Source organism: Flavobacterium sp. MMS24-S5, from assembly GCF_050320125.1.
Lineage (GTDB): Bacteria > Bacteroidota > Bacteroidia > Flavobacteriales > Flavobacteriaceae > Flavobacterium > Flavobacterium tyrosinilyticum.
On record NZ_CP190016.1, the window covers coordinates 2,137,501 to 2,159,133 of the forward strand.

The window sequence follows — 21,633 nt, forward strand, 5'->3', positions numbered from 1 at the left end:
ACCCGTTGGCCATCGACTGTCCCTTTCGGGTTCGCCTTAGGTTCAGACTAACCCACAGCTGATTAGCATAGCTGTGGAAACCTTAGTTTTTCGGTGTGCGGGTTTCTCGCCCGCATTATCGTTACTTATGCCTACATTTTCTTTTCTGACCGGTCCAGCATACCTTACGATACACCTTCAGCCCTGTCAGAATGCTCCCCTACCACTTGTATTTACATACAAATCCATAGCTTCGGTAATATGCTTATGCCCGATTATTATCCATGCTCGTCCGCTCGACTAGTGAGCTGTTACGCACTCTTTAAATGAATGGCTGCTTCCAAGCCAACATCCTAGCTGTCTGGGCAGACAAACCTCGTTCTTTCAACTTAGCATATATTTGGGGACCTTAGCTGATGGTCTGGGTTCTTTCCCTCTCGGACTTGGCAGCTTAGCACCCAAGCCCTCACTGTTATCAATCATTATATAGCATTCGGAGTTTGTCAGGAATTGGTAGGCGGTGAAGCCCCCGCATCCAATCAGTAGCTCTACCTCTATATAACTAAAATAACGCTGCACCTAAATGCATTTCGGGGAGTACGAGCTATTTCCGAGTTTGATTGGCCTTTCACCCCTACCCACAGGTCATCCGAAGACTTTTCAACGTCAACCGGTTCGGCTCATCCACTGTGTGTTACCACAGCTTCAACCTGCCCATGGGTAGATCACACGGTTTCGCGTCTAACACTACTGACTAAAGCGCCCTATTCAGACTCGCTTTCGCTGCGGATCCATGGCTTAACCACTTATCCTTGCCAGCAGCGTTAACTCGTAGGCTCATTATGCAAAAGGCACGCCGTCACCCCACGAAAGGGCTCCGACCGCTTGTAAGCGCATGGTTTCAGGATCTATTTCACTCCGTTATTCACGGTTCTTTTCACCTTTCCCTCACGGTACTGGTTCACTATCGGTCTCTCAGGAGTATTTAGCCTTAGCGGATGGTCCCGCCAAATTCAGACAGGGTTTCACGTGCCCCGCCCTACTCAGGATACCGCTATCCATTATGCTCGTTACCCATACGGGGCTGTCACCCTCTATGGCGCTCCTTTCCAGAAGCTTCCGGTTCCTTGCACATGAAATGTCGCGGCTGCTACAACCCCACCTATGCCGTAACATAAATGGTTTGGGCTAATCCGCGTTCGCTCGCCACTACTTACGGAATCACTTTTGTTTTCTTCTCCTCCGCCTACTTAGATGTTTCAGTTCAGCGGGTTTGCCCACCTATCGGTGTGCTATGTCTTCAACATAGCGGGTTGCCCCATTCGGATATCTGCGGATCAATCGGTGTGTGCCCGTCCCCGCAGCTTTTCGCAGCTTATCACGTCCTTCATCGCCTCTGAGAGCCTAGGCATTCCCCATGCGCCCTTATTTTGCTTATTGCACCAATCTTGTCAATTAAAACAAGACCGTTTTGTTTTGTCTTTTGCAATAAATTGCAAAAAACGCTTTCTACTTTCTTATTATTTTCTTATCTCAATATGTCAATGAACTTTTTCCCGATTCATCGGGATTGTGGAGAATAACGGAGTCGAACCGTTGACCTCCTGCGTGCAAGGCAGGCGCTCTAGCCAGCTGAGCTAATCCCCCATTTTTAAATCTTAGATTTTAGAATTCAGATTTTAGATTTCTTAATTCTTCTCTAATTTCCTTTGGTGAATCCCAGCTTCCAGAATTTCCTTTAAAATCAAGCTTTTCAGTTTCACTTCTTAAATCTAAAATCTACAATCTTAAATCTGAAGTTTTAGTAGTCCCGGGCAGACTCGAACTGCCGACCCCTACATTATCAGTGTAGTACTCTAACCAGCTGAGCTACGAGACTCTGTTTTACTTAATTTTTATCATTTTTTTAAATTAACAGCAAGAGCAATACAATCTCAGATTCCAAACCTCTAGTCCGGCATCTTATTTCCCCAGCGTGCGTTTCCGCTAACACTTGAGGCTCTAGAAAGGAGGTGTTCCAGCCGCACCTTCCGGTACGGCTACCTTGTTACGACTTAGCCCTAGTTACCAGTTTTACCCTAGGCAGCTCCTTGCGGTCACCGACTTCAGGCACCCCCAGCTTCCATGGCTTGACGGGCGGTGTGTACAAGGCCCGGGAACGTATTCACCGGATCATGGCTGATATCCGATTACTAGCGATTCCAGCTTCACGGAGTCGAGTTGCAGACTCCGATCCGAACTGTGACCGGCTTTATAGATTCGCTCCTGGTCGCCCAGTGGCTGCTCTCTGTACCGGCCATTGTAGCACGTGTGTAGCCCAAGGCGTAAGGGCCGTGATGATTTGACGTCATCCCCACCTTCCTCACAGTTTGCACTGGCAGTCTTGTTAGAGTTCCCGACTTGACTCGCTGGCAACTAACAACAGGGGTTGCGCTCGTTATAGGACTTAACCTGACACCTCACGGCACGAGCTGACGACAACCATGCAGCACCTTGTAAACTGTCTTGCGAAAGATCTGTTTCCAAATCGGTCAGTCTGCATTTAAGCCTTGGTAAGGTTCCTCGCGTATCATCGAATTAAACCACATGCTCCACCGCTTGTGCCGCCGTCAATTCCTTTGAGTTTCAAACTTGCGTTCGTACTCCCCAGGTGGGATACTTATCACTTTCGCTTAGCCACTGAGATTGCTCCCAACAGCTAGTATCCATCGTTTACGGCGTGGACTACCAGGGTATCTAATCCTGTTCGCTACCCACGCTTTCGTCCATCAGCGTCAATCCATTGGTAGTAACCTGCCTTCGCAATTGGTATTCCATGTAATCTCTAAGCATTTCACCGCTACACTACATATTCTAGTTACTTCCCAATAATTCAAGTCCTGCAGTATCAATGGCCGTTCCACCGTTGAGCGATGGGCTTTCACCACTGACTTACAAGACCGCCTACGGGCACCTTTAAACCCAATGATTCCGGATAACGCTTGGATCCTCCGTATTACCGCGGCTGCTGGCACGGAGTTAGCCGATCCTTATTCTCACAGTACCGTCAAGCTCCGACACGTCGGAGTGTTTCTTCCTGTGCAAAAGCAGTTTACAATCCATAGGACCGTCATCCTGCACGCGGCATGGCTGGTTCAGGCTTGCGCCCATTGACCAATATTCCTCACTGCTGCCTCCCGTAGGAGTCTGGTCCGTGTCTCAGTACCAGTGTGGGGGATCTCCCTCTCAGGCCCTACCCATCGTCGCCTTGGTAAGCCGTTACCTTACCAACTAGCTAATGGGACGCATGCTCATCTTTCACCGTTGTGACTTTAATTACAAAATGATGCCATCCTATAATGCTATGAGGTATTAATCCAAATTTCTCTGGGCTATCCCTCTGTGAAAGGCAGATTGCATACGCGTTACGCACCCGTGCGCCGGTCTCAAGGCCGAAAGCCTCTACCCCTCGACTTGCATGTGTTAAGCCTGCCGCTAGCGTTCATCCTGAGCCAGGATCAAACTCTTCATCGTATATTTTAATATTATATAGTCGATGCTTTTCCTATCGGTTCTTTTCGAATCTTCCGATTCTACTGCTCTTATTCTTTTTGTTTTAAGATCTCTCTTAAAACGGCTGTCAATTCAATATGTCTACGAACGTGTCTTCTTTTTGTGTTTCGCCTGTGTTTCAAAGCGGGTGCAAAACTAAAACTTCTTTTTGTTTCCTGCAAGAAAAATTTAAAGTTTTTTTTTTGAGATTTTTTCAATCCAGTTTTCTCTAATTTCCCTTCCAGTCTCTCAATGAACTTTCCGTGTTTTGCGGGGTGCAAATGTAGAAAGCATTTTCAAATCTCGCAAGCTTTTTCGAATCTTTTTTTTTGAAAATTTCTTTCCGTCTGATTCTACTTTCCTGCCAGTATTTCGATGAACGCCTTCGCTGTTGCGGGTGCAAAAGTAGAACCTTTTTCCGCTTGCGCAAGCTTTTTCACAGAGTTTTTTTGATATTTTTTCCATGTTTTTCTTAACATTCTAATAACTCGCCGTTTACAGACCGAACTTTTTTATCGGTTTATAAGTTTTTTCTTAGTAGTGTTATTCTTTTCATAATAAGTCCCGCTGAAAAACCCCAAGTTTTAGAGACTTCGCATATTTTTTCAGACTTTAAAAATTACTTTCTAATAAACATTTAAACTTTTACTAAATAACAAACTTCTAAAAAAGCAATGTTTAAACCGCTTTTAATATTTTACATGAAATCAAAAAGCCACTAAATGCAAGCATTTACTCTATTATCCAACTTTACACAAACTCAACAAAAACAAAAAAAAACTCTTATCAGCATTCAAAAAGATAAAATCGTATAAAAAGAATTTAACTAATCCCTCTAAAAGAAAACTCTATTAGCCAGAACTAAACACAAAGACTTGAAAGCAGAAATAAAAAACATTCAACTTAAAATCCTAGTATAAAAGCAATAATTAAACTTTCGACAAAGAATTATAAAAAATCAATCGCTCCATAAAATTTATCCCAATAAAAAATTTACTACCTGAGCCTTTTATTTCACACACAACAACCTCCTCAATCTCTATTATTTTAATGCACATTAACAAACTACGCTTCGCAATGTCTAGTCCATAAAAAATACTCACCTATTTCAAACATTAAAACATATCCAAACTAAAACACATTTCTATCCAAAAATTTAAATTAACATCTACCTATAAAGAAATTACTTGTATATTTTTTTCAGACCAAAATACAAGTAGCTACCCAATATCCAAAACATCTTTACAGAAATAAAAAGACTAACTTTTTCACTTCATAATTAAATCTAAAAAGCAAAGATGAACAATGCAGGAAGATCTTCGTCAAAAATTGATTGCAAAAATTAAACAGAATTAATTTGAAAACTTCACACCTGATCAGACCATAAGTTTTTTTTCTAGAAAAGTTTACCCAGGTTTTTCGGAAATATAAGCACACAAAAAGTACACTCCCTCCATTTAGAAGAATACCGCATAAATAAAAGACTATTAACCAAAACAAATTCAACCTAGAAATATCGAAATAAAATCCTAACAATTCAAAAAATCGGATACACATTGTTTTCAAAAAACAACAAATAGTAAATATTGAGGATAATAATTTGAGGATTTCCTTTCAGGCCGAGCTGCGCGTTATTTTTTTTTTGTGAAAAAGGTTTTAGAGCAAGGCTCGACCAAAAGTTTAGCATTTCGCAAAATGACACCGCTTCTATCCCTTGCACGATCCCGAGTAAATAAGACATCTCTTTTCAAAGGAAATTCCAATTCTAAAACTTAAGGATAAAATTTCAAACTCCAAAGATTAAAAACTTTGCAAACTTTATACTTCGCAAAGACAATAAAATAAAATTCACTATGCTCTTTGTTGCTAAATCCCAATACACATCTCAAGACAGCTTTACATTCTTCATAATCGCAAGCAGAATCATTCCGTTCTTTACAGCTAAATTCACTAAAGAAAAACCCTTTAAAAAGCAGAAAATCCCTGCCGAGGGATTGGGAGGGATTCTTAAAGGAAAGGCGGCAGCTCCCGATAAGCATGGGAGTCCCGCACAGTTTCCCTATTTTCCTAAAAACAGAAAACCCTATCCGATTTGGATAGGGTTTTCAAAAGAAAGGCGACGACATACTCTCCCACAAAACTGCAGTACCATCTGCGCAGGCGGGCTTAACTTCTCTGTTCGGGATGGGAAGAGGTGAGCCCCGCCGCAATAACCACCTTAAGAAGTTACAATTGCTTTGGGCAATCTTTCCAATTAATAATTAGCTTCGCTCCGTTCGGCTATCGCCTCGGGTGGAAATCTGCAATTAATAATTAAAATAATATTTTAACATACTGAGATAAAGAAACAAACAAGCTTTTTTTAGAAAGTTTCCTCCCGATTGCTCGGGGGGAAAAGTTTGTGCATAAGCTTACGGATTATTAGTACTACTCGACTATGACATTACTGCCTTTACATCTGTAGCCTATCAACGTGGTCATCTTCCACGATCCTTAAAAGAAATCTCATCTTGTGGTGGGTTTCGCGCTTATATGCTTTCAGCGCTTATCCCTTCCAAACGTAGCTACTCTGCGGTGCCCCTGGCGGGACAACAGATACACTAGAGGTTTGTCCAATTCGGTCCTCTCGTACTAGAATCAGATCCACTCAAATTTCTAACGCCCGCAGTAGATAGAGACCGAACTGTCTCACGACGTTCTGAACCCAGCTCGCGTGCCACTTTAATGGGCGAACAGCCCAACCCTTGGGACCTTCTCCAGCCCCAGGATGTGACGAGCCGACATCGAGGTGCCAAACCCCCCCGTCGATATGAGCTCTTGGGGGAGATCAGCCTGTTATCCCCGGCGTACCTTTTATCCTTTGAGCGATGGCCCTTCCATGCGGAACCACCGGATCACTATGCTCTACTTTCGTACCTGATCGACCTGTATGTCTCTCAGTCAAGCTCCCTTATGCCATTGCACTCTACGCACGGTTACCAAGCGTACTGAGGGAACCTTTAGAAGCCTCCGTTACTCTTTTGGAGGCGACCACCCCAGTCAAACTACCCACCAAGCACTGTCCCCCACATTGCGGGGTTAGGCCTCAGATAAACAAAGGGTTGTATTTCAACAATGACTCCACAACGCCTGGCGACGCCGCTTCATAGTCTCCAACCTATCCTACACATCATTTATCCAAGGTCAATACTAAGCTATAGTAAAGGTGCACAGGGTCTTTTCGTCCCACTGCGGGTAAACGGCATCTTCACCGTTACTACAATTTCACCGAGCTCATGGCTGAGACAGTGTCCAGATCGTTACACCATTCGTGCAGGTCGGAACTTACCCGACAAGGAATTTCGCTACCTTAGGACCGTTATAGTTACGGCCGCCGTTTACTGGGGCTTCAATTCAATGCTTCTCCGAAGATAACATCTCCTCTTAACCTTCCAGCACCGGGCAGGTGTCAGGCCCTATACTTCATCTTACGATTTTGCAGAGCCCTGTGTTTTTGATAAACAGTCGCCTGGACCTCTTCACTGCGGCCCGATTGCTCGGGGCGACCTTTCTCCCGAAGTTACAGGTCTATTTTGCCTAATTCCTTAGCCATGAATCTCTCGAGCACCTTAGGATTCTCTCCTCAACTACCTGTGTCGGTTTACGGTACTGGTTCTTACTGCCTGAAGTTTAGAGGTTTTTCTTGGAAGCCCTTAGGCGCACTATCTCTTTGTCCGAAGACTCCGAGTACTATCGCATTTCACCAAGATCTCCGGATTTGCCTAGAGACCCTATAGCTAGGTGCTTTAACGAACTATTCCGTCAGTTCGCGGCGCTTTCATCACTCCGTCACCCCATCACAGCAATAAGAAGTACGGGAATATTAACCCGTTGGCCATCGACTGTCCCTTTCGGGTTCGCCTTAGGTTACAGACTAACCCACAGCTGATTAGCATAGCTGTGGAAACCTTAGTTTTTCGGTGTGCGGGTTTCTCGCCCGCATTATCGTTACTTATGCCTACATTTTCTTTTCTGACCGGTCCAGCATACCTTACGATACACCTTCAGCCCTGTCAGAATGCTCCCCTACCACTTGTATTTACATACAAATCCATAGCTTCGGTAATATGCTTATGCCCGATTATTATCCATGCTCGTCCGCTCGACTAGTGAGCTGTTACGCACTCTTTAAATGAATGGCTGCTTCCAAGCCAACATCCTAGCTGTCTGGGCAGACAAACCTCGTTCTTTCAACTTAGCATATATTTGGGGACCTTAGCTGATGGTCTGGGTTCTTTCCCTCTCGGACTTGCAGCTTAGCACCCAAGCCCTCACTGTTATCAATCATTATATAGCATTCGGAGTTTGTCAGGAATTGGTAGGCGGTGAAGCCCCCGCATCCAATCAGTAGCTCTACCTCTATATAACTAAAATAACGCTGCACCTAAATGCATTTCGGGGAGTACGAGCTATTTCCGAGTTTGATTGGCCTTTCACCCCTACCCACAGGTCATCCGAAGACTTTTCAACGTCAACCGGTTCGGCTCATCCACTGTGTGTTACCACAGCTTCAACCTGCCCATGGGTAGATCACACGGTTTCGCGTCTAACACTACTGACTAAAGCGCCCTATTCAGACTCGCTTTCGCTGCGGATCCATGGCTTAACCACTTATCCTTGCCAGCAGCGTTAACTCGTAGGCTCATTATGCAAAAGGCACGCCGTCACCCCACGAAAGGGCTCCGACCGCTTGTAAGCGCATGGTTTCAGGATCTATTTCACTCCGTTATTCACGGTTCTTTTCACCTTTCCCTCACGGTACTGGTTCACTATCGGTCTCTCAGGAGTATTTAGCCTTAGCGGATGGTCCCGCCAAATTCAGACAGGGTTTCACGTGCCCCGCCCTACTCAGGATACCGCTATCCATTATGCTCGTTACCCATACGGGGCTGTCACCCTCTATGGCGCTCCTTTCCAGAAGCTTCCGGTTCCTTGCACATGAAATGTCGCGGTCGTACAACCCCACCTATGCCGTAACATAAATGGTTTGGGCTAATCCGCGTTCGCTCGCCACTACTTACGGAATCACTTTTGTTTTCTTCTCCTCCGCCTACTTAGATGTTTCAGTTCAGCGGGTTTGCCCACCTATCGGTGTGCTATGTCTTCAACATAGCGGGTTGCCCCATTCGGATATCTGCGGATCAATCTGTGTGTGCCAGTCCCCGCAGCTTTTCGCAGCTTATCACGTCCTTCATCGCCTCTGAGAGCCTAGGCATTCCCCATGCGCCCTTATTTTGCTTATTGCACCAATCTTGCCAATTAAAACAAGACCGTTTTGTTTTGTCTTTTGCAATAAATTGCAAAAAACGCTTTCTACTTTCTTATTATTTTCTTATCTCAATATGTCAATGAACTTTTTCCCGATTCATCGGGATTGTGGAGAATAACGGAGTCGAACCGTTGACCTCCTGCGTGCAAGGCAGGCGCTCTAGCCAGCTGAGCTAATCCCCCATTTTTAAATCTTAGATTTTAGAATTCAGATTTTAGATTTCTTAATTCTTCTCTAATTTCCTTTGGTGAATCCCAGCTTCCAGAATTTCCTTTAAAATCAAGCTTTTCAGTTTCACTTCTTAAATCTAAAATCTACAATCTTAAATCTGAAGTTTTAGTAGTCCCGGGCAGACTCGAACTGCCGACCCCTACATTATCAGTGTAGTACTCTAACCAGCTGAGCTACGAGACTCTGTTTTACTTAATTTTTATCATTTTTTTAAATTAACAGCAAGAGCAATACAATCTCAGATTCCAAACCTCTAGTCCGGCATCTTATTTCCCCAGCGTGCTTTTCAGCTAACACTTGGGGCTCTAGAAAGGAGGTGTTCCAGCCGCACCTTCCGGTACGGCTACCTTGTTACGACTTAGCCCTAGTTACCAGTTTTACCCTAGGCAGCTCCTTGCGGTCACCGACTTCAGGCACCCCCAGCTTCCATGGCTTGACGGGCGGTGTGTACAAGGCCCGGGAACGTATTCACCGGATCATGGCTGATATCCGATTACTAGCGATTCCAGCTTCACGGAGTCGAGTTGCAGACTCCGATCCGAACTGTGACCGGCTTTATAGATTCGCTCCCCCTCGCGAGGTGGCTGCTCTCTGTACCGGCCATTGTAGCACGTGTGTAGCCCAAGGCGTAAGGGCCGTGATGATTTGACGTCATCCCCACCTTCCTCACAGTTTGCACTGGCAGTCTTGTTAGAGTTCCCGACTTGACTCGCTGGCAACTAACAACAGGGGTTGCGCTCGTTATAGGACTTAACCTGACACCTCACGGCACGAGCTGACGACAACCATGCAGCACCTTGTAAACTGTCTTGCGAAAGATCTGTTTCCAAATCGGTCAGTCTGCATTTAAGCCTTGGTAAGGTTCCTCGCGTATCATCGAATTAAACCACATGCTCCACCGCTTGTGCAGCCCGTCAATTCCTTTGAGTTTCAAACTTGCGTTCGTACTCCCCAGGTGGGATACTTATCACTTTCGCTTAGCCACTGAGATTGCTCCCAACAGCTAGTATCCATCGTTTACGGCGTGGACTACCAGGGTATCTAATCCTGTTCGCTACCCACGCTTTCGTCCATCAGCGTCAATCCATTGGTAGTAACCTGCCTTCGCAATTGGTATTCCATGTAATCTCTAAGCATTTCACCGCTACACTACATATTCTAGTTACTTCCCAATAATTCAAGTCCTGCAGTATCAATGGCCGTTCCACCGTTGAGCGATGGGCTTTCACCACTGACTTACAAGACCGCCTACGGGCACCTTTAAACCCAATGATTCCGGATAACGCTTGGATCCTCCGTATTACCGCGGCTGCTGGCACGGAGTTAGCCGATCCTTATTCTCACAGTACCGTCAAGCTCCGACACGTCGGAGTGTTTCTTCCTGTGCAAAAGCAGTTTACAATCCATAGGACCGTCATCCTGCACGCGGCATGGCTGGTTCAGGCTTGCGCCCATTGACCAATATTCCTCACTGCTGCCTCCCGTAGGAGTCTGGTCCGTGTCTCAGTACCAGTGTGGGGGATCTCCCTCTCAGGCCCTACCCATCGTCGCCTTGGTAAGCCGTTACCTTACCAACTAGCTAATGGGACGCATGCTCATCTTTCACCGTTGTGACTTTAATTACAAAATGATGCCATCCTATAATGCTATGAGGTATTAATCCAAATTTCTCTGGGCTATCCCTCTGTGAAAGGCAGATTGCATACGCGTTACGCACCCGTGCGCCGGTCTCAAGGCCCAAAGCCTCTACCCCTCGACTTGCATGTGTTAAGCCTGCCGCTAGCGTTCATCCTGAGCCAGGATCAAACTCTTCATCGTATATTTTAATATTATATAGTCGATGCTTTTCCTATCGGTTCTTTTCGAATCTTCCGATTCTACTGCTCTTATTCTTTTTGTTTTAAGATCTCTCTTAAAACGGCTGTCAATTCAATATGTCTACGAACGTGTCTTCTTTTTGTGTTTCGCCTGTGTTTCAAAGCGGGTGCAAAACTAAAACTTCTTTTTGTTTCCTGCAAGAAAAATTTAAAAAATTTTGAAACTTTTTTTTCGTTTCCTTTTCTTTATTTTTCCTCCCAGTATCTCAATGAACTTTCCGTGTTTTGCGGGGTGCAAATGTAGAAAGCATTTTCAAATCTCGCAAGCTTTTTCGAATCTTTTTTTTGAAAATTTCTTTTCGCCAGATTCTCCTTTCCTGCCAGTATTTCGATGAACGCCTTCGCTGTTGCGGGTGCAAAAGTAGAACCTTTATTTACATTTCCAACACTTTCTTTTACATTTTTCCCATCTTTTTTTGCTTTATTTCTTAACTCACTCATAACAGCCTGTTTACATTTTAAACTTTTTTGAATAATTGTGAGTTTTTTCTGCACACCTTCAATGTTTTGGCATTTTCCGCTCCTTTCGGCATTCCCTTTTTACGGAGTTTTCAGCCTTTAAGCCCATTTTTTGAAGAGATTCCATATTTTCAAAAGGCGCTCTCTTCCCTTTTTTATCCCGAAAAGGCGCTGAGGCGCCAAGCTTTTCCCTCTCTTGCTTCCAAAACCAGCCCTTTTCCCCTTTAAGCCGCCTCTGAAAACCGGTGTACTAGCCCCGATAGAAGCGGAAATCCTTTTGTGCCGGGGTTCGGCACAAAAGATTGGAGCGGATAGCGGGAAACAGCTTCTAATAAATAACAAAATTTCAATTTTCAAATTCCAAATGCTGCCGCTAAAAGGGCTTCGGATTCGCTCAGACGGACAATCGAGATTTTCCCCTTATATATATGTATAAACAATAAACCCGACAGGTTTTGGAAAACTGTCGGGTTAGATATTGTGCTTTACTTTTTACTTAGTCGAAACGGATCGCTTTTACAGGTGATATTTTTGTTATTATATAAGAAGGAATTAATAGCACCAAGAAACAAACACCAACCGTAAGCAGGTTTAATAATAGTATATACATCCAATTTAGATAAACTGGCGCTTGATTTACATAATAGTTTTCTGGATTGAGCTTAATTATGCCGAATTGCTGCTGTATTAATAGAATTGAAATTCCGATCAAATTTCCCCAGAATAGTCCACGTAGAATTAAGTAAAAGGCATTATATAAAAATATCTTACGTACTGACCAGTTATTTGCGCCCATAGATTTTAAAATTCCAATCATTTGAGTTCTTTCCAAAATGAGAACCAGCAATGCCACTACCATGTTAATTGTTGCCACGAGAATCATGACCCCTAAAATGATTACTATATTAAAATCAAAGAGCTTAAGCCAGTCAAAAATATAACTGTATTTTTCTACAATGGTTTGTGTATCTAGATTAGAAGAGGTTTTTTCGTAAATTTTATTTCCTGTGGATTTAATTTCATTAAAATCCTTTACAAAAACCTCAAATGCTCCAACTTGACTCTCTGTCCACTTATTGATTCTTTGAATATGGCGGATATCTCCGATAATATATGTTGCATCAAAATCTTGGAATCCGGAATTAAATATTCCGACAATCTTAAATCTACGGCTATTTGGAAGTTTACCTTGCTCTTCTTTTATAAAAAAAGTATTGAATTGGTCTCCAATTTTTAAATTTAAACGATCTGCAAGAAATCTTGAAATAATAACATCTTCATTCAATGCTTTTGCAAAATCTGGAATTTTCCCTTCAACAATATATTCTTTAATATTATTCCAATCGTAATCTGCTCCTACGCCTTTAAATATAATTCCTTCAAAAGCATTTTCTGTTCTAATTATTCCAGCTTTACTGGCCACTGCTTGGATATGGCTTACTTCTGGAACCGATTTAAAATTAGGATAAAAATCTTGTTCCTTTGAAATTGGAACTGTTGTAACTTCTGAATTATTATTGTCATAATTAGAAATTATGATTTGGCCATTAAAAGCAGAAACTTTATCGCGAATTTTTTTCTGCAAGCCTATTCCTGTGGCAACAGAAACCATCATCATGATTATTCCGATTGCAATTGCAGAAATCGCAATTTTTATAATGGGCGCCGAGATACTGCTTTTATAATCTTTTGCAGTAATAAGTCTTTTGGCTATGAAATATTCTAAATTCAAATTATGAGTTTTCTTTATGTTGTTTAATTATTTCCTTTCTCAAAAATACATCTTAAAAAAGGAAATCAAGATATTCTTAGAAACAATTGCCTGTATATTCAATCATAACGGCAGCTTCTTTTTCATTTCCTCGACGATGTTGAATGCTGCTGGACAAATTTCGACGTTTTTCAAAGTTAAATTAGAAATCTGATAAAATTTGTTTCGATCTGTATGAGGAAACTCTCTACAGGCTTTCGGACGAACATCATAAATCATACAATAATTTTCATTATCTAAAAACGTACATGGAACGCTTTGCAAAACATAATCTTTGTCTTCATCAATTCGCAAGTACTGATCAATAAATTGCTGAGGCTTTTGTCTAAAGTGTTTAGAAATTCGTTCTATATCTGCCAAAGTAAACAATGGCCCAGTCGTTTTACAGCAATTAGCACACTTCAAGCAATCCGTCCTTTTGAATTCGGCATTATGCAAATCCTGCATAATGTAATCTAAATTCTTTGGCGGTTTCTTTTTAAGCTTATCGAAATACTTTTTATTCTCGTTATGCTTATCTTTGGCTAACTTACTTAAATTATTTAAAATCTGTTTCAAGTTTAGTATTTAAAGTTGATTTGCAAAATTAAACAACTTTGAACTTGAAACCTTAAACTTTGAACTAAAACAATGAAAGATCTTTTTGGGAAAGCAATATTTGATTTTTACACCAAAAATTCACCTGAAGACATTATTACTGAAACTTCTATTTCTGAAGAAGATGAAATGAGTGTCGAATATCTTTTCCGCTCTTATAACGAAATGCCGAAAATTGAGCAAAAGGCTTTGCAATTGGCAAAAGGAAAAATATTGGATGTAGGGTGCGGAGCTGGAAGTCATGCTTTATCCCTGCAAAATGAACGCAGTTTAAATGTAACCGCTATTGATATTTCTGAAAAAGCAATTGAGACTTGCCGTCTTCGAGGAATAAAAAACGCTAAAGTTGAAAATATTCTCGATTTTGATGGAGAAAAATTCGATACAATTTTACTTCTAATGAACGGAACAGGGATTTTTGGCCAGTTAAAAAACTGCAATTCCTATCTAACTAAACTAAAATCTCTTTTAAATCCTGGCGGACAAATTTTAATTGACAGTTCGGATATCATTTATATGTTTGATGAGGATGAAGATGGCGGAAAATGGATTCCGTCTGAAAATGATTACTATGGAGAGCTCGTTTTTAATATTAGCTATAAAGGAGAAAAAGAAGAACCTTTTGATTGGTTGTATTTGGATTATAACACGCTTCAAAATGCAGCGATTGCCAATAATTTAAATTGCGAACTTGTTCTAGAGGGCGAGCATTATGATTATTTAGCTAGACTTACCATTTAAAAACAAACCATAAAAAACCTATGAAAGAACTAGATTTAGAGAAATTAAAATATCCTATTGGAAAATTTATTGCTCCAGAAATTTTTTCAGCAGAATATCTTTCTGAAAAAATTAAAGAAATTGAAACTCTTCCAGAAAGATTAGCAAAAGAAACAATTCATTTAACAGATGAACAATTAGACACGCCCTATCGTCCTGACGGATGGACTGTAAGACAAGTCATTCATCATTGCGCCGAAAGCCATATGCATTGTTTTATCAGAATTAAATGGGCATTAACAGAGAACAATCCAGTTATCAAAGCTTACGACGAAGTTCTTTGGTCTGAATTAAATGATAGTTTAACAATGCCTATTCAACCAACTTTGGAATTATTGAAAGGACTTCATTTCAGACTAGGTTATCTTATGAGAAAATTATCTGAATCTGATTTAGAAAAAACATTTATACATCCTTCAGATAATTCAGAAAACAAACTCAAAAAAATTATCGGAATGTATGCCTGGCATGGAAACCATCATCTTGCACACATTACTGCCTTGAAAAATTATAAAAAGTGGAAATAAGGAGTTGTTTACTTTTTACACAAACTGTATACTTGTATAAAACAAAAAGTCTCTTCTACTGAAGAGATTTTTTGTTTTATGGAATATTAAGATACTTATGTGTCTGTAATGAAACTCTCCATTTTGGATTGTTCATAACATAATCAACAATAAGCGGAGTCATTTCTTCTTTTTTGCTCCATTCTGGCTGAAGGAATAAAATTGCATTATCGTTTACTAATTCTGCCTGCTCTTCTGCAAAAATAAAATCGTGTTTATTATAAATAATCACTTTTAACTCATGAGCATTATCATACACGGTTTGTGTTGGCAATTTGTTCTTTTTTGGCGAAAGACAAATCCAATCCCAAGTTCCTGATAATGGAAAAGCTCCAGAAGTTTCAATATGAACTTTTAGATTCTTTTCTTTTAATCGTTTTGTTAAAAATGTCATATCCCAAGATAAAGGCTCTCCACCAGTCACTACAACTGTATCAGCATATTTTGCAGCATTTTCAACAATTAAATCCACACTTGTTGGCGGATGAAGCTCGGCGTTCCAACTTTCTTTCACATCACACCAATGACATCCTACATCGCATCCACCAATTCTAATAAAATAAGCAGCTCGTCCTGTATGTGAACCTTCTCCTTGGATGGTATAAAATTCTTCCATCAAAGGAAGCATTGCTCCTTTATTTACTTCTAATTGTATTTCTTTTGGTAACATTTTAATATTTTAAGAGTGCAAAGATAGTCAATAATATACGGAACAAAAAAAACCGATAGTTATTTGAACTATCGGTTTTTTATATTCTCTTTAAACTTATAATTATTTTAAAGCTTTTATAGATTGTGTAGCATATGAATTTGCAGGATCTAAAACTAAAGTTTTATTAAAATATTCAATAGCTTTAGCTTTATCTGTATTAGCATAAGCCGCACCAATACCATTGTAAGCTTCAATAAATTTCTTAGCTACAGCTGGCTTAGCCACTTCTTCTGCTCCTTTTGCTGAAATTTTAGTAACGTATTCTTCGTAGTTTTTAATGATCAAATCATCTTTATCTAATAAAGAATTAATTCTTGCTTTGTACAAGTACGCTTCATCATAGCTCGGAGCAGTTACTAAAATTTTATCAAAAGCTGCATCAGCTTTCCCTAAAGCAACAGCATCACGGCTTTCTTTTGGTTTACTAGCATTACCATAGTACAAAGAAATTCCATAATAAACGCTGTCATCTAAGTAATTTTTAGACTCAGAATTAGCTGCTCCAAGTTCAAAAATAGCAGCAGCTTGTGCATATTGTTTTTTACCAAATAACTCTTTTCCGAAATCAGCGAATTCTTCTACTACTAAAGGCTCTAATTCAACTGCTTTTTTGATGTCAGCTAAACCTGCATCAAAAGCTGCTTGATCTACTGTCCCATCAGCTGCAGTTCCTTTTTTAATTTTAGCTAGACCTAAATAGTAGTAATCTCTACCGATAACTTTGTTTCCTGGAGCTTTGATATAATCTTCAATAGATTTAATAGCTACATCAACATTTCCATTTTCGTAAGCAGCATATCCTAAATATCTGTAAATTCTAGGATTTACTTTATCCTGAGCAATCATTTTGTTTGCAACAGTCTCTAATTGTTTGTAATCTTTAACCAAGATTAAGAAATCTGCATGACGCATTTTAGAATCAAGAGAGTAATCTGTCAAACTTAAGTACTTTTCATAGTTTGTAATTGCATTTTGCAAGTTAACTTTAGCAGTAGAAGGTTTGTTTCTTGCCCATTTGTAGTATGTTTCAGCAAGTTCTCTGTAAACTGGTCCGTAATTAGCATCTAACGCGATAACTTCATTAAAAGATTTAATTGCTTCATCGTAAGATTTAGCACCTTTTAATAAAACTCCTAATTGCATTTTCGCTCTTAACAAAGTATTATCAGCTGTAAAAGCATCACGATATGCTTTGTAAGCATCGTTTTGGTTGTTTGCTCCGTAGTAAGCATCTCCAATTGCCAAAAGTGCTTGTGCATTTTGTGGATCTACTAATAAAGCTCTTTTCAAGACGTCAGTAGCGCTTTTATAATCTGGATTCTCAGAATTCATGTAAGCTCTAGCGATGTAAATAAATTCATTTACATCTTTTTTCTTCATGTCTTTGGTTGCTAAGGTAAAATTAGCTTGAGCAGCAGCAGTATTCTTTGCATCAAGATCTAATTGTCCTAAACCAATGTAGCTTAAATTTTTCTTATCTGAAGCTTGTAATCCATTATTGTAATAGATTTTTGCAGAATCGACAACTGATTGATTTAAATAAACATTTCCTAAAACAAAATTTGCTTCCCCGTCTGAAGGTTTAGCTTTGATGATTGATTTAAGGATCGTTTTTGCTTTATCAAATTGTTCAGCATCAATTGCCTTCTTTGCTTGGTTGATATCTTGCGCACTTGCCGCGGTAGCCGAGGCAACTAATGCAAGACTTAAAATTTTAAATTTATTCATCTTTATTGTAATTAATTTATTCTTTATCTTTTATAATTTCATTTCTAATTTTTAGCTTTCGCCCTGGAGTTTTGTATGGTAACAGTCCCGATTTTAAAACTATTCTTTGGCCGATGTCACCTGCTATGAATGAAGCAAACCCCATTCCTAGCCCAGAATAACCTTGACAATTGATAATAAACAAATCACGTGCCAAAGGATATTTTCCAATTTCCAAGTCATTTTGAGTTGGACTATAATATTCATTACTGTTCAAACCTTTAACATAAAGAACATTAATTTTATTAATAGTCTCTGTCATGTCAGGAGTTGGCTGATAAAACCAATTAATACCAATAACACCAATCATTCCTTCATTTTCTGAAACAAATTTGATTACCTCATTATTTGTTTTAAATGAGAAAACTCCCGATTTAGGTATTTCATTCACTTTTGCTAATTCTTTCATGTAACGAACCGTACTTGAATTAGGATTATCGAAAACAAGGCCTTTAATTTTGCCATCTGTTTTGCCCTGCATGAAATCAATCACAGTTTTCAACGCGATTAATGTATCATTATTGCTTTTGCTTGAAATAAAAGCAATAGCGTCATGAGCAAAAGGAGTTACTCTTGGATTAATTTTACTTTTGTCAAAACGAGCTTTTTCTTCTACAGTTAGATCGCGAGTTGTAATTGCGACCTTAGCCTTTTGATTTAACAAATCATTAATTACTTCAGCTTCTGATTCTGGTTTTACCTTAATTTTTGCATCATAGTAAGTACCTTCAAAAACAGCAACCTGATCGTCCACAATTTGTTTTACTGTTTCGTCAACCGCAAGATCAAGTGACCCTTTCAAAATGGTCTCTTTTTCAGTTTCATTCTTGCTTTTTTGGTTGCACATGGCAAACAAAAAGACAAAAACAACCAAACCTAAAGGCTTACTATATTTCAACATAATTATTATTCTTTTGAATTAATTAATCTTAAAAATCTTATTGCAGAGTACACAATTAGTAATCCACCAAAAGCATATCTGTATTTTGGTTCCATGTTAAGTGGGAGTTTTTCCCAAAACATAATCATTAAACCGAGCACAAGATAAATTAAAAAAAACAGTATTCCTAAAACAAGAAGAAATCGCTCTTTGAGCGATTTCTTCTGAATATTATTAAGCATATCTTTTAACATTATTCTGCAGATTGAATAGTAATAGGAAGAGAGTATAATACCCTAACTTTTTTACCATTTTGCTCGCCGGGAGTCCATTTTGGACATTTCTTAAGAACACGAATTGCTTCTGCTCCTGTACCATAACCGATATCTCTTAAAACTTTAATATCTGTTAATGACCCGTCTTTTTCAACTACAAACGTAACGTAAACTTTACCTTTTAAGCCTTCTTCTTCTGGAGTTTTGTAGTTGTTTCCTACGAATTTGTAGAATTTCTCAATACCTCCTGGGAAGTCTGGTTTTACTTCGATACCAGCTGTGTTATATACAGTGTTATCTTCTTGTACCACCTCTGCTACTGGTCCTTTTCCAACTGGTTCATCAACAGTTAAAACTGCATCTGGATCTCCTTTGATAGTCTCAGCACCAACTTTTTTGTCTTTTAACTCAACAATTTTTGGTGGGTCTTCAGTTACCTCTTCCGCTTTTGCAACCACAGGTTTAACGAATTTAACCTGATCCACTTTTGGTGGTGGCGGCGGTGGCGGTGGCATGTTAGGCTTAACTTCCTCTTTTTTAGGAGGTAATTTTACCGCAGCCATCTTAACCTCTTTTACCTCTTCTTCTTCTGTTGAGTCTGGCAACAAACTCGCAATAAGAGGAGCAGCAATAGCAGCACTAAAGATAAGAGAACCAATAACAAGTGCTTTCACAGTTGTTTTTCCGTTTGATTTTCTCAGCTCGTATGCTCCATATATCTTATTACGTCCTTCGAATACGATATCAAGCCACTGATTTTTTATAATATCTAATTTCATACTTCTTGATTTTTAAGTCGATAAAACTAAGATTGCTCTTATTTTTTATCTATCACTTTTGTTTCTTCTGGTGTAAACTCAGGAACAATTGCATACGTCTCAACTCCAGTGATAGCCATTTCATCCAAGATATCAACCAAATTGCGGTAATTTGATTTTTTTGTTGGTTTAATGATCACAATGATTCCGTTTTTAGGTTTCCCTAAAGCTGCAGAATATGCTAAAACATTTTTCTTTTGTTTCAACAATTCTCTACGGATTCCATCTTTACCATATGCAATATCTTTTGGCCCCACTTTTGGTGATGCCAATAACCCCATATAGTAAACCATTTTATTATCGCCACCTAACATTACTGTCATAGTTCGATTCTCGTCTACCTTAGTATTATCTGTTGGTTTATCATCTGGCTCTTTATTAGGCAATGACAAATCCATTGATTGAGGTTTTGACAACGAAGTAGTTAACATAAAGAATGTAATCAATAAGAATGCCAAATCCACCATCGCTGTTAAATCGACTTTCGAATTCTGCTTTTTACTTCTTACTTTACCACCTTTACCACCACCGCCGTCGCCGGTATTTAATTCAGCCATCTTAGTGTATATTTTTTAATTAAAAGTCTCTTCCTCTCTTACCAGTAACTAAGTTAAAGGAATTGATTTTCTGATCTTGCAAAATATCCATAATTTTTCTAATTCTTGGATATTCTTCTTTAGCATCTCCTTTAATCGCAATCTGCAATTCTTTGTCATCCAAATCAATTGTCGCTCTTCTAGAAATTAGAAGCCATTCTTTCAATTGATTATCTAATGAGTCCAAAGGAATTCCAGGCTGGTTTGCTTTGGTTCTGTCAGCCGCTTTCATATCAATGATTTGCTTCAAACCTGTAATTGGCACACCAAAATCATCCATAAGAGCAAATTTGGTTTTATCTTCTTCTGAAAATTCAATACCATATTTTGCACCCATTCCTTCAAGAGTTCTTTTACGAACTTCTCTTCCTTTGATGTCAAAAAATACTTTCCCTTTTCCTATTGTAATAATAGCCAAATCAGTATCTGGCAGTTTACTTATTGCAACAGAAGCAGGCATATCCACAGGCAATGCCTCAGGCACTTTAGCAGTAGCGGTCAAAATAAAGAACGTTAGCAAAAGGAACGCTACATCACACATCGCAGTCATATCTGTCGATGTAGACTTTTTTTTCATTTTTATTTTAGCCATTATCTTTTATTTTATTTTTTTGATATAAAATCAAAAATTAATTATTGTCTTAAACTTCCTCTGAATTTTCTGTAAGTATTAACGATTGTAGTACCAGCCTCATCGATAGAGTAAGTTAAATCGTCAATTTTAGCAGTAAAGAAGTTGTAAGAAACAATTGCTAAGATAGAAGTAGAGATACCTGTAGCAGTGTTGATAAGTGCCTCAGAAATACCTGTTGCAAGAGCAGCTTGGTCAGGAGTACCAGCAGAAGCTAACGCACCAAACGCTTTAATCATACCAGATACAGTTCCTAATAATCCTCCTAATGTACCTAAAGATACTAAAGTAGAGATAATAGTCATGTTTTTCTCTAACATTGGCATTTCTAATGAAGTTGCCTCTTCAATTTCTTTGTGGATTACTTCAGAAGCTTCTTCACTGTTGAATCCTTCTTTTTTAACATCTTGATATTTTACCAAAGCAGATTTAATTGCGTTTGCAACTGAACCTTGTTGTTTATCGCAAGAAGCGATAGCAGCTTCGATGTTTCCTTCTTTAATACTTCCTTGAACGCTTTTCATGAATTTGTCAAGGTTAGTTTTTCCAGCAGCTTTACCAATAACAATAAATCTTTCGATAGAAAAAACAACAACCATTAAAAACATACCTAATAATACTGGTACGATGAAACCTCCTTTATATACTTGTCCTAATGTATTGATTGGATGTCCTGTTTCTGGATTACCTCCTTCGAAGTTAGCAGAATCCCCCATGATTACTTTCCAAATAAACACCCCTACTAAGATACACGCTACAATAATGATTCCTGTGATCATTCCTCCGCCATTTGAAGTGCTTTCTTTTTTAACTTTAACGTTTGCCATTTTTTTTAATTTTAATAGTTTTAAATAA

Annotated in this window: 13 protein-coding genes, 4 tRNA genes and 5 rRNA genes (1 of these 22 only partly in view); 2 read left to right on the forward strand and 20 right to left on the reverse strand. The window is 39.4% G+C overall.

The window, feature by feature from the left end; translation table 11 throughout:
• The 12 genes from ACPWTF_RS09905 to ACPWTF_RS09960 form a co-directional block, all read right to left on the reverse strand.
• A 23S ribosomal RNA gene (locus tag ACPWTF_RS09905) occupies nucleotides 1–1,420 on the reverse strand (it extends 1,464 nt beyond the left edge of the window).
• 132 nt (nucleotides 1,421–1,552) lie between these two features.
• Nucleotides 1,553–1,626 (reverse strand) — tRNA-Ala (locus ACPWTF_RS09910).
• Nucleotides 1,627–1,784: 158 nt separating this feature from the next.
• Nucleotides 1,785–1,858, reverse strand: a tRNA-Ile gene (locus ACPWTF_RS09915).
• Nucleotides 1,859–1,984: 126 nt separating this feature from the next.
• Nucleotides 1,985–3,492, reverse strand: a 16S ribosomal RNA gene (locus ACPWTF_RS09920).
• Together the 16S and 23S rRNA genes with 2 tRNA genes alongside form the textbook arrangement of a ribosomal RNA operon.
• Before the next feature lie 2,129 nt (nucleotides 3,493–5,621).
• Nucleotides 5,622–5,731 (reverse strand): 5S ribosomal RNA (gene rrf / locus ACPWTF_RS09925).
• A gap of 180 nt (nucleotides 5,732–5,911) precedes the next feature.
• A 23S ribosomal RNA gene (locus tag ACPWTF_RS09930) occupies nucleotides 5,912–8,794 on the reverse strand.
• A 132-nt stretch (nucleotides 8,795–8,926) separates the two neighbouring features.
• A tRNA-Ala gene (locus tag ACPWTF_RS09935) sits at nucleotides 8,927–9,000 on the reverse strand.
• Between the two features lie 158 nt (nucleotides 9,001–9,158).
• Nucleotides 9,159–9,232, reverse strand: a tRNA-Ile gene (locus tag ACPWTF_RS09940).
• A 126-nt stretch (nucleotides 9,233–9,358) separates the two neighbouring features.
• Nucleotides 9,359–10,867 (reverse strand): 16S ribosomal RNA (locus tag ACPWTF_RS09945).
• Between the two features lie 245 nt (nucleotides 10,868–11,112).
• Nucleotides 11,113–11,367, reverse strand: coding sequence for a hypothetical protein (locus ACPWTF_RS09950; protein WP_427875317.1), 255 nt, complete (start codon nucleotides 11,365–11,367; stop codon nucleotides 11,113–11,115).
• Between the two features lie 514 nt (nucleotides 11,368–11,881).
• A complete protein-coding gene (locus ACPWTF_RS09955) occupies nucleotides 11,882–13,117 on the reverse strand; it encodes an ABC transporter permease (RefSeq protein WP_427875318.1) in 1,236 nt (411 codons plus the stop codon).
• A gap of 102 nt (nucleotides 13,118–13,219) precedes the next feature.
• On the reverse strand, nucleotides 13,220–13,714 hold the full coding sequence (locus tag ACPWTF_RS09960; RefSeq protein WP_095928213.1) for a YkgJ family cysteine cluster protein: 495 nt from the start codon (nucleotides 13,712–13,714) through the stop codon (nucleotides 13,220–13,222).
• A gap of 72 nt (nucleotides 13,715–13,786) precedes the next feature.
• Between ACPWTF_RS09960 and ACPWTF_RS09965 the strand changes: the two genes are divergently transcribed.
• Both ACPWTF_RS09965 and ACPWTF_RS09970 read left to right on the forward strand, forming a co-directional pair.
• Nucleotides 13,787–14,494 carry a class I SAM-dependent methyltransferase gene (locus ACPWTF_RS09965; protein WP_427875320.1) on the forward strand — a complete coding sequence of 236 codons (708 nt, stop codon included), beginning with the start codon at nucleotides 13,787–13,789 and terminating at the stop codon, nucleotides 14,492–14,494.
• Nucleotides 14,495–14,514: 20 nt separating this feature from the next.
• A complete protein-coding gene (locus ACPWTF_RS09970) occupies nucleotides 14,515–15,060 on the forward strand; it encodes a YfiT family bacillithiol transferase (protein WP_427875321.1) in 546 nt (181 codons plus the stop codon).
• Between the two features lie 76 nt (nucleotides 15,061–15,136).
• On the opposite strand, the gene ACPWTF_RS09975 is transcribed toward ACPWTF_RS09970, so the two are convergent.
• The 8 genes from ACPWTF_RS09975 to ACPWTF_RS10010 all read right to left on the reverse strand — a co-directional run bounded on the left by ACPWTF_RS09975 (nucleotide 15,137) and on the right by ACPWTF_RS10010 (nucleotide 21,605).
• Nucleotides 15,137–15,769 (reverse strand): 7-carboxy-7-deazaguanine synthase QueE, encoded by a 633-nt coding sequence (locus ACPWTF_RS09975; protein WP_248728404.1) that lies wholly within the window; start codon nucleotides 15,767–15,769, stop codon nucleotides 15,137–15,139.
• Nucleotides 15,770–15,871: 102 nt separating this feature from the next.
• Nucleotides 15,872–17,539 carry a tetratricopeptide repeat protein gene (locus tag ACPWTF_RS09980; RefSeq protein ID WP_427875322.1) on the reverse strand — a complete coding sequence of 556 codons (1,668 nt, stop codon included), beginning with the start codon at nucleotides 17,537–17,539 and terminating at the stop codon, nucleotides 15,872–15,874.
• 16 nt (nucleotides 17,540–17,555) lie between these two features.
• Nucleotides 17,556–18,479, reverse strand: coding sequence for a PstS family phosphate ABC transporter substrate-binding protein (locus ACPWTF_RS09985; protein ID WP_095928218.1), 924 nt, complete (start codon nucleotides 18,477–18,479; stop codon nucleotides 17,556–17,558).
• A 5-nt stretch (nucleotides 18,480–18,484) separates the two neighbouring features.
• Nucleotides 18,485–18,712 (reverse strand): hypothetical protein, encoded by a 228-nt coding sequence (locus ACPWTF_RS09990; RefSeq protein ID WP_095928219.1) that lies wholly within the window; start codon nucleotides 18,710–18,712, stop codon nucleotides 18,485–18,487.
• On the reverse strand, nucleotides 18,712–19,512 hold the full coding sequence (locus ACPWTF_RS09995) for an energy transducer TonB (protein ID WP_427875323.1): 801 nt from the start codon (nucleotides 19,510–19,512) through the stop codon (nucleotides 18,712–18,714). Before ACPWTF_RS09995 ends, ACPWTF_RS09990 begins: the two co-directional genes overlap by 1 nt.
• 38 nt (nucleotides 19,513–19,550) lie before the next feature.
• Nucleotides 19,551–20,108 (reverse strand): ExbD/TolR family protein, encoded by a 558-nt coding sequence (locus ACPWTF_RS10000; protein ID WP_427875324.1) that lies wholly within the window; start codon nucleotides 20,106–20,108, stop codon nucleotides 19,551–19,553.
• Between the two features lie 19 nt (nucleotides 20,109–20,127).
• Entirely contained in the window at nucleotides 20,128–20,739 is a 612-nt protein-coding gene (locus ACPWTF_RS10005) for an ExbD/TolR family protein (RefSeq protein WP_095928222.1), read from the reverse strand.
• Between the two features lie 41 nt (nucleotides 20,740–20,780).
• Nucleotides 20,781–21,605, reverse strand: a complete 825-nt coding sequence (locus ACPWTF_RS10010; protein WP_008464979.1) for a MotA/TolQ/ExbB proton channel family protein — start codon at nucleotides 21,603–21,605, stop codon at nucleotides 20,781–20,783.
• Nucleotides 21,606–21,633: the final 28 nt, after the last annotated feature.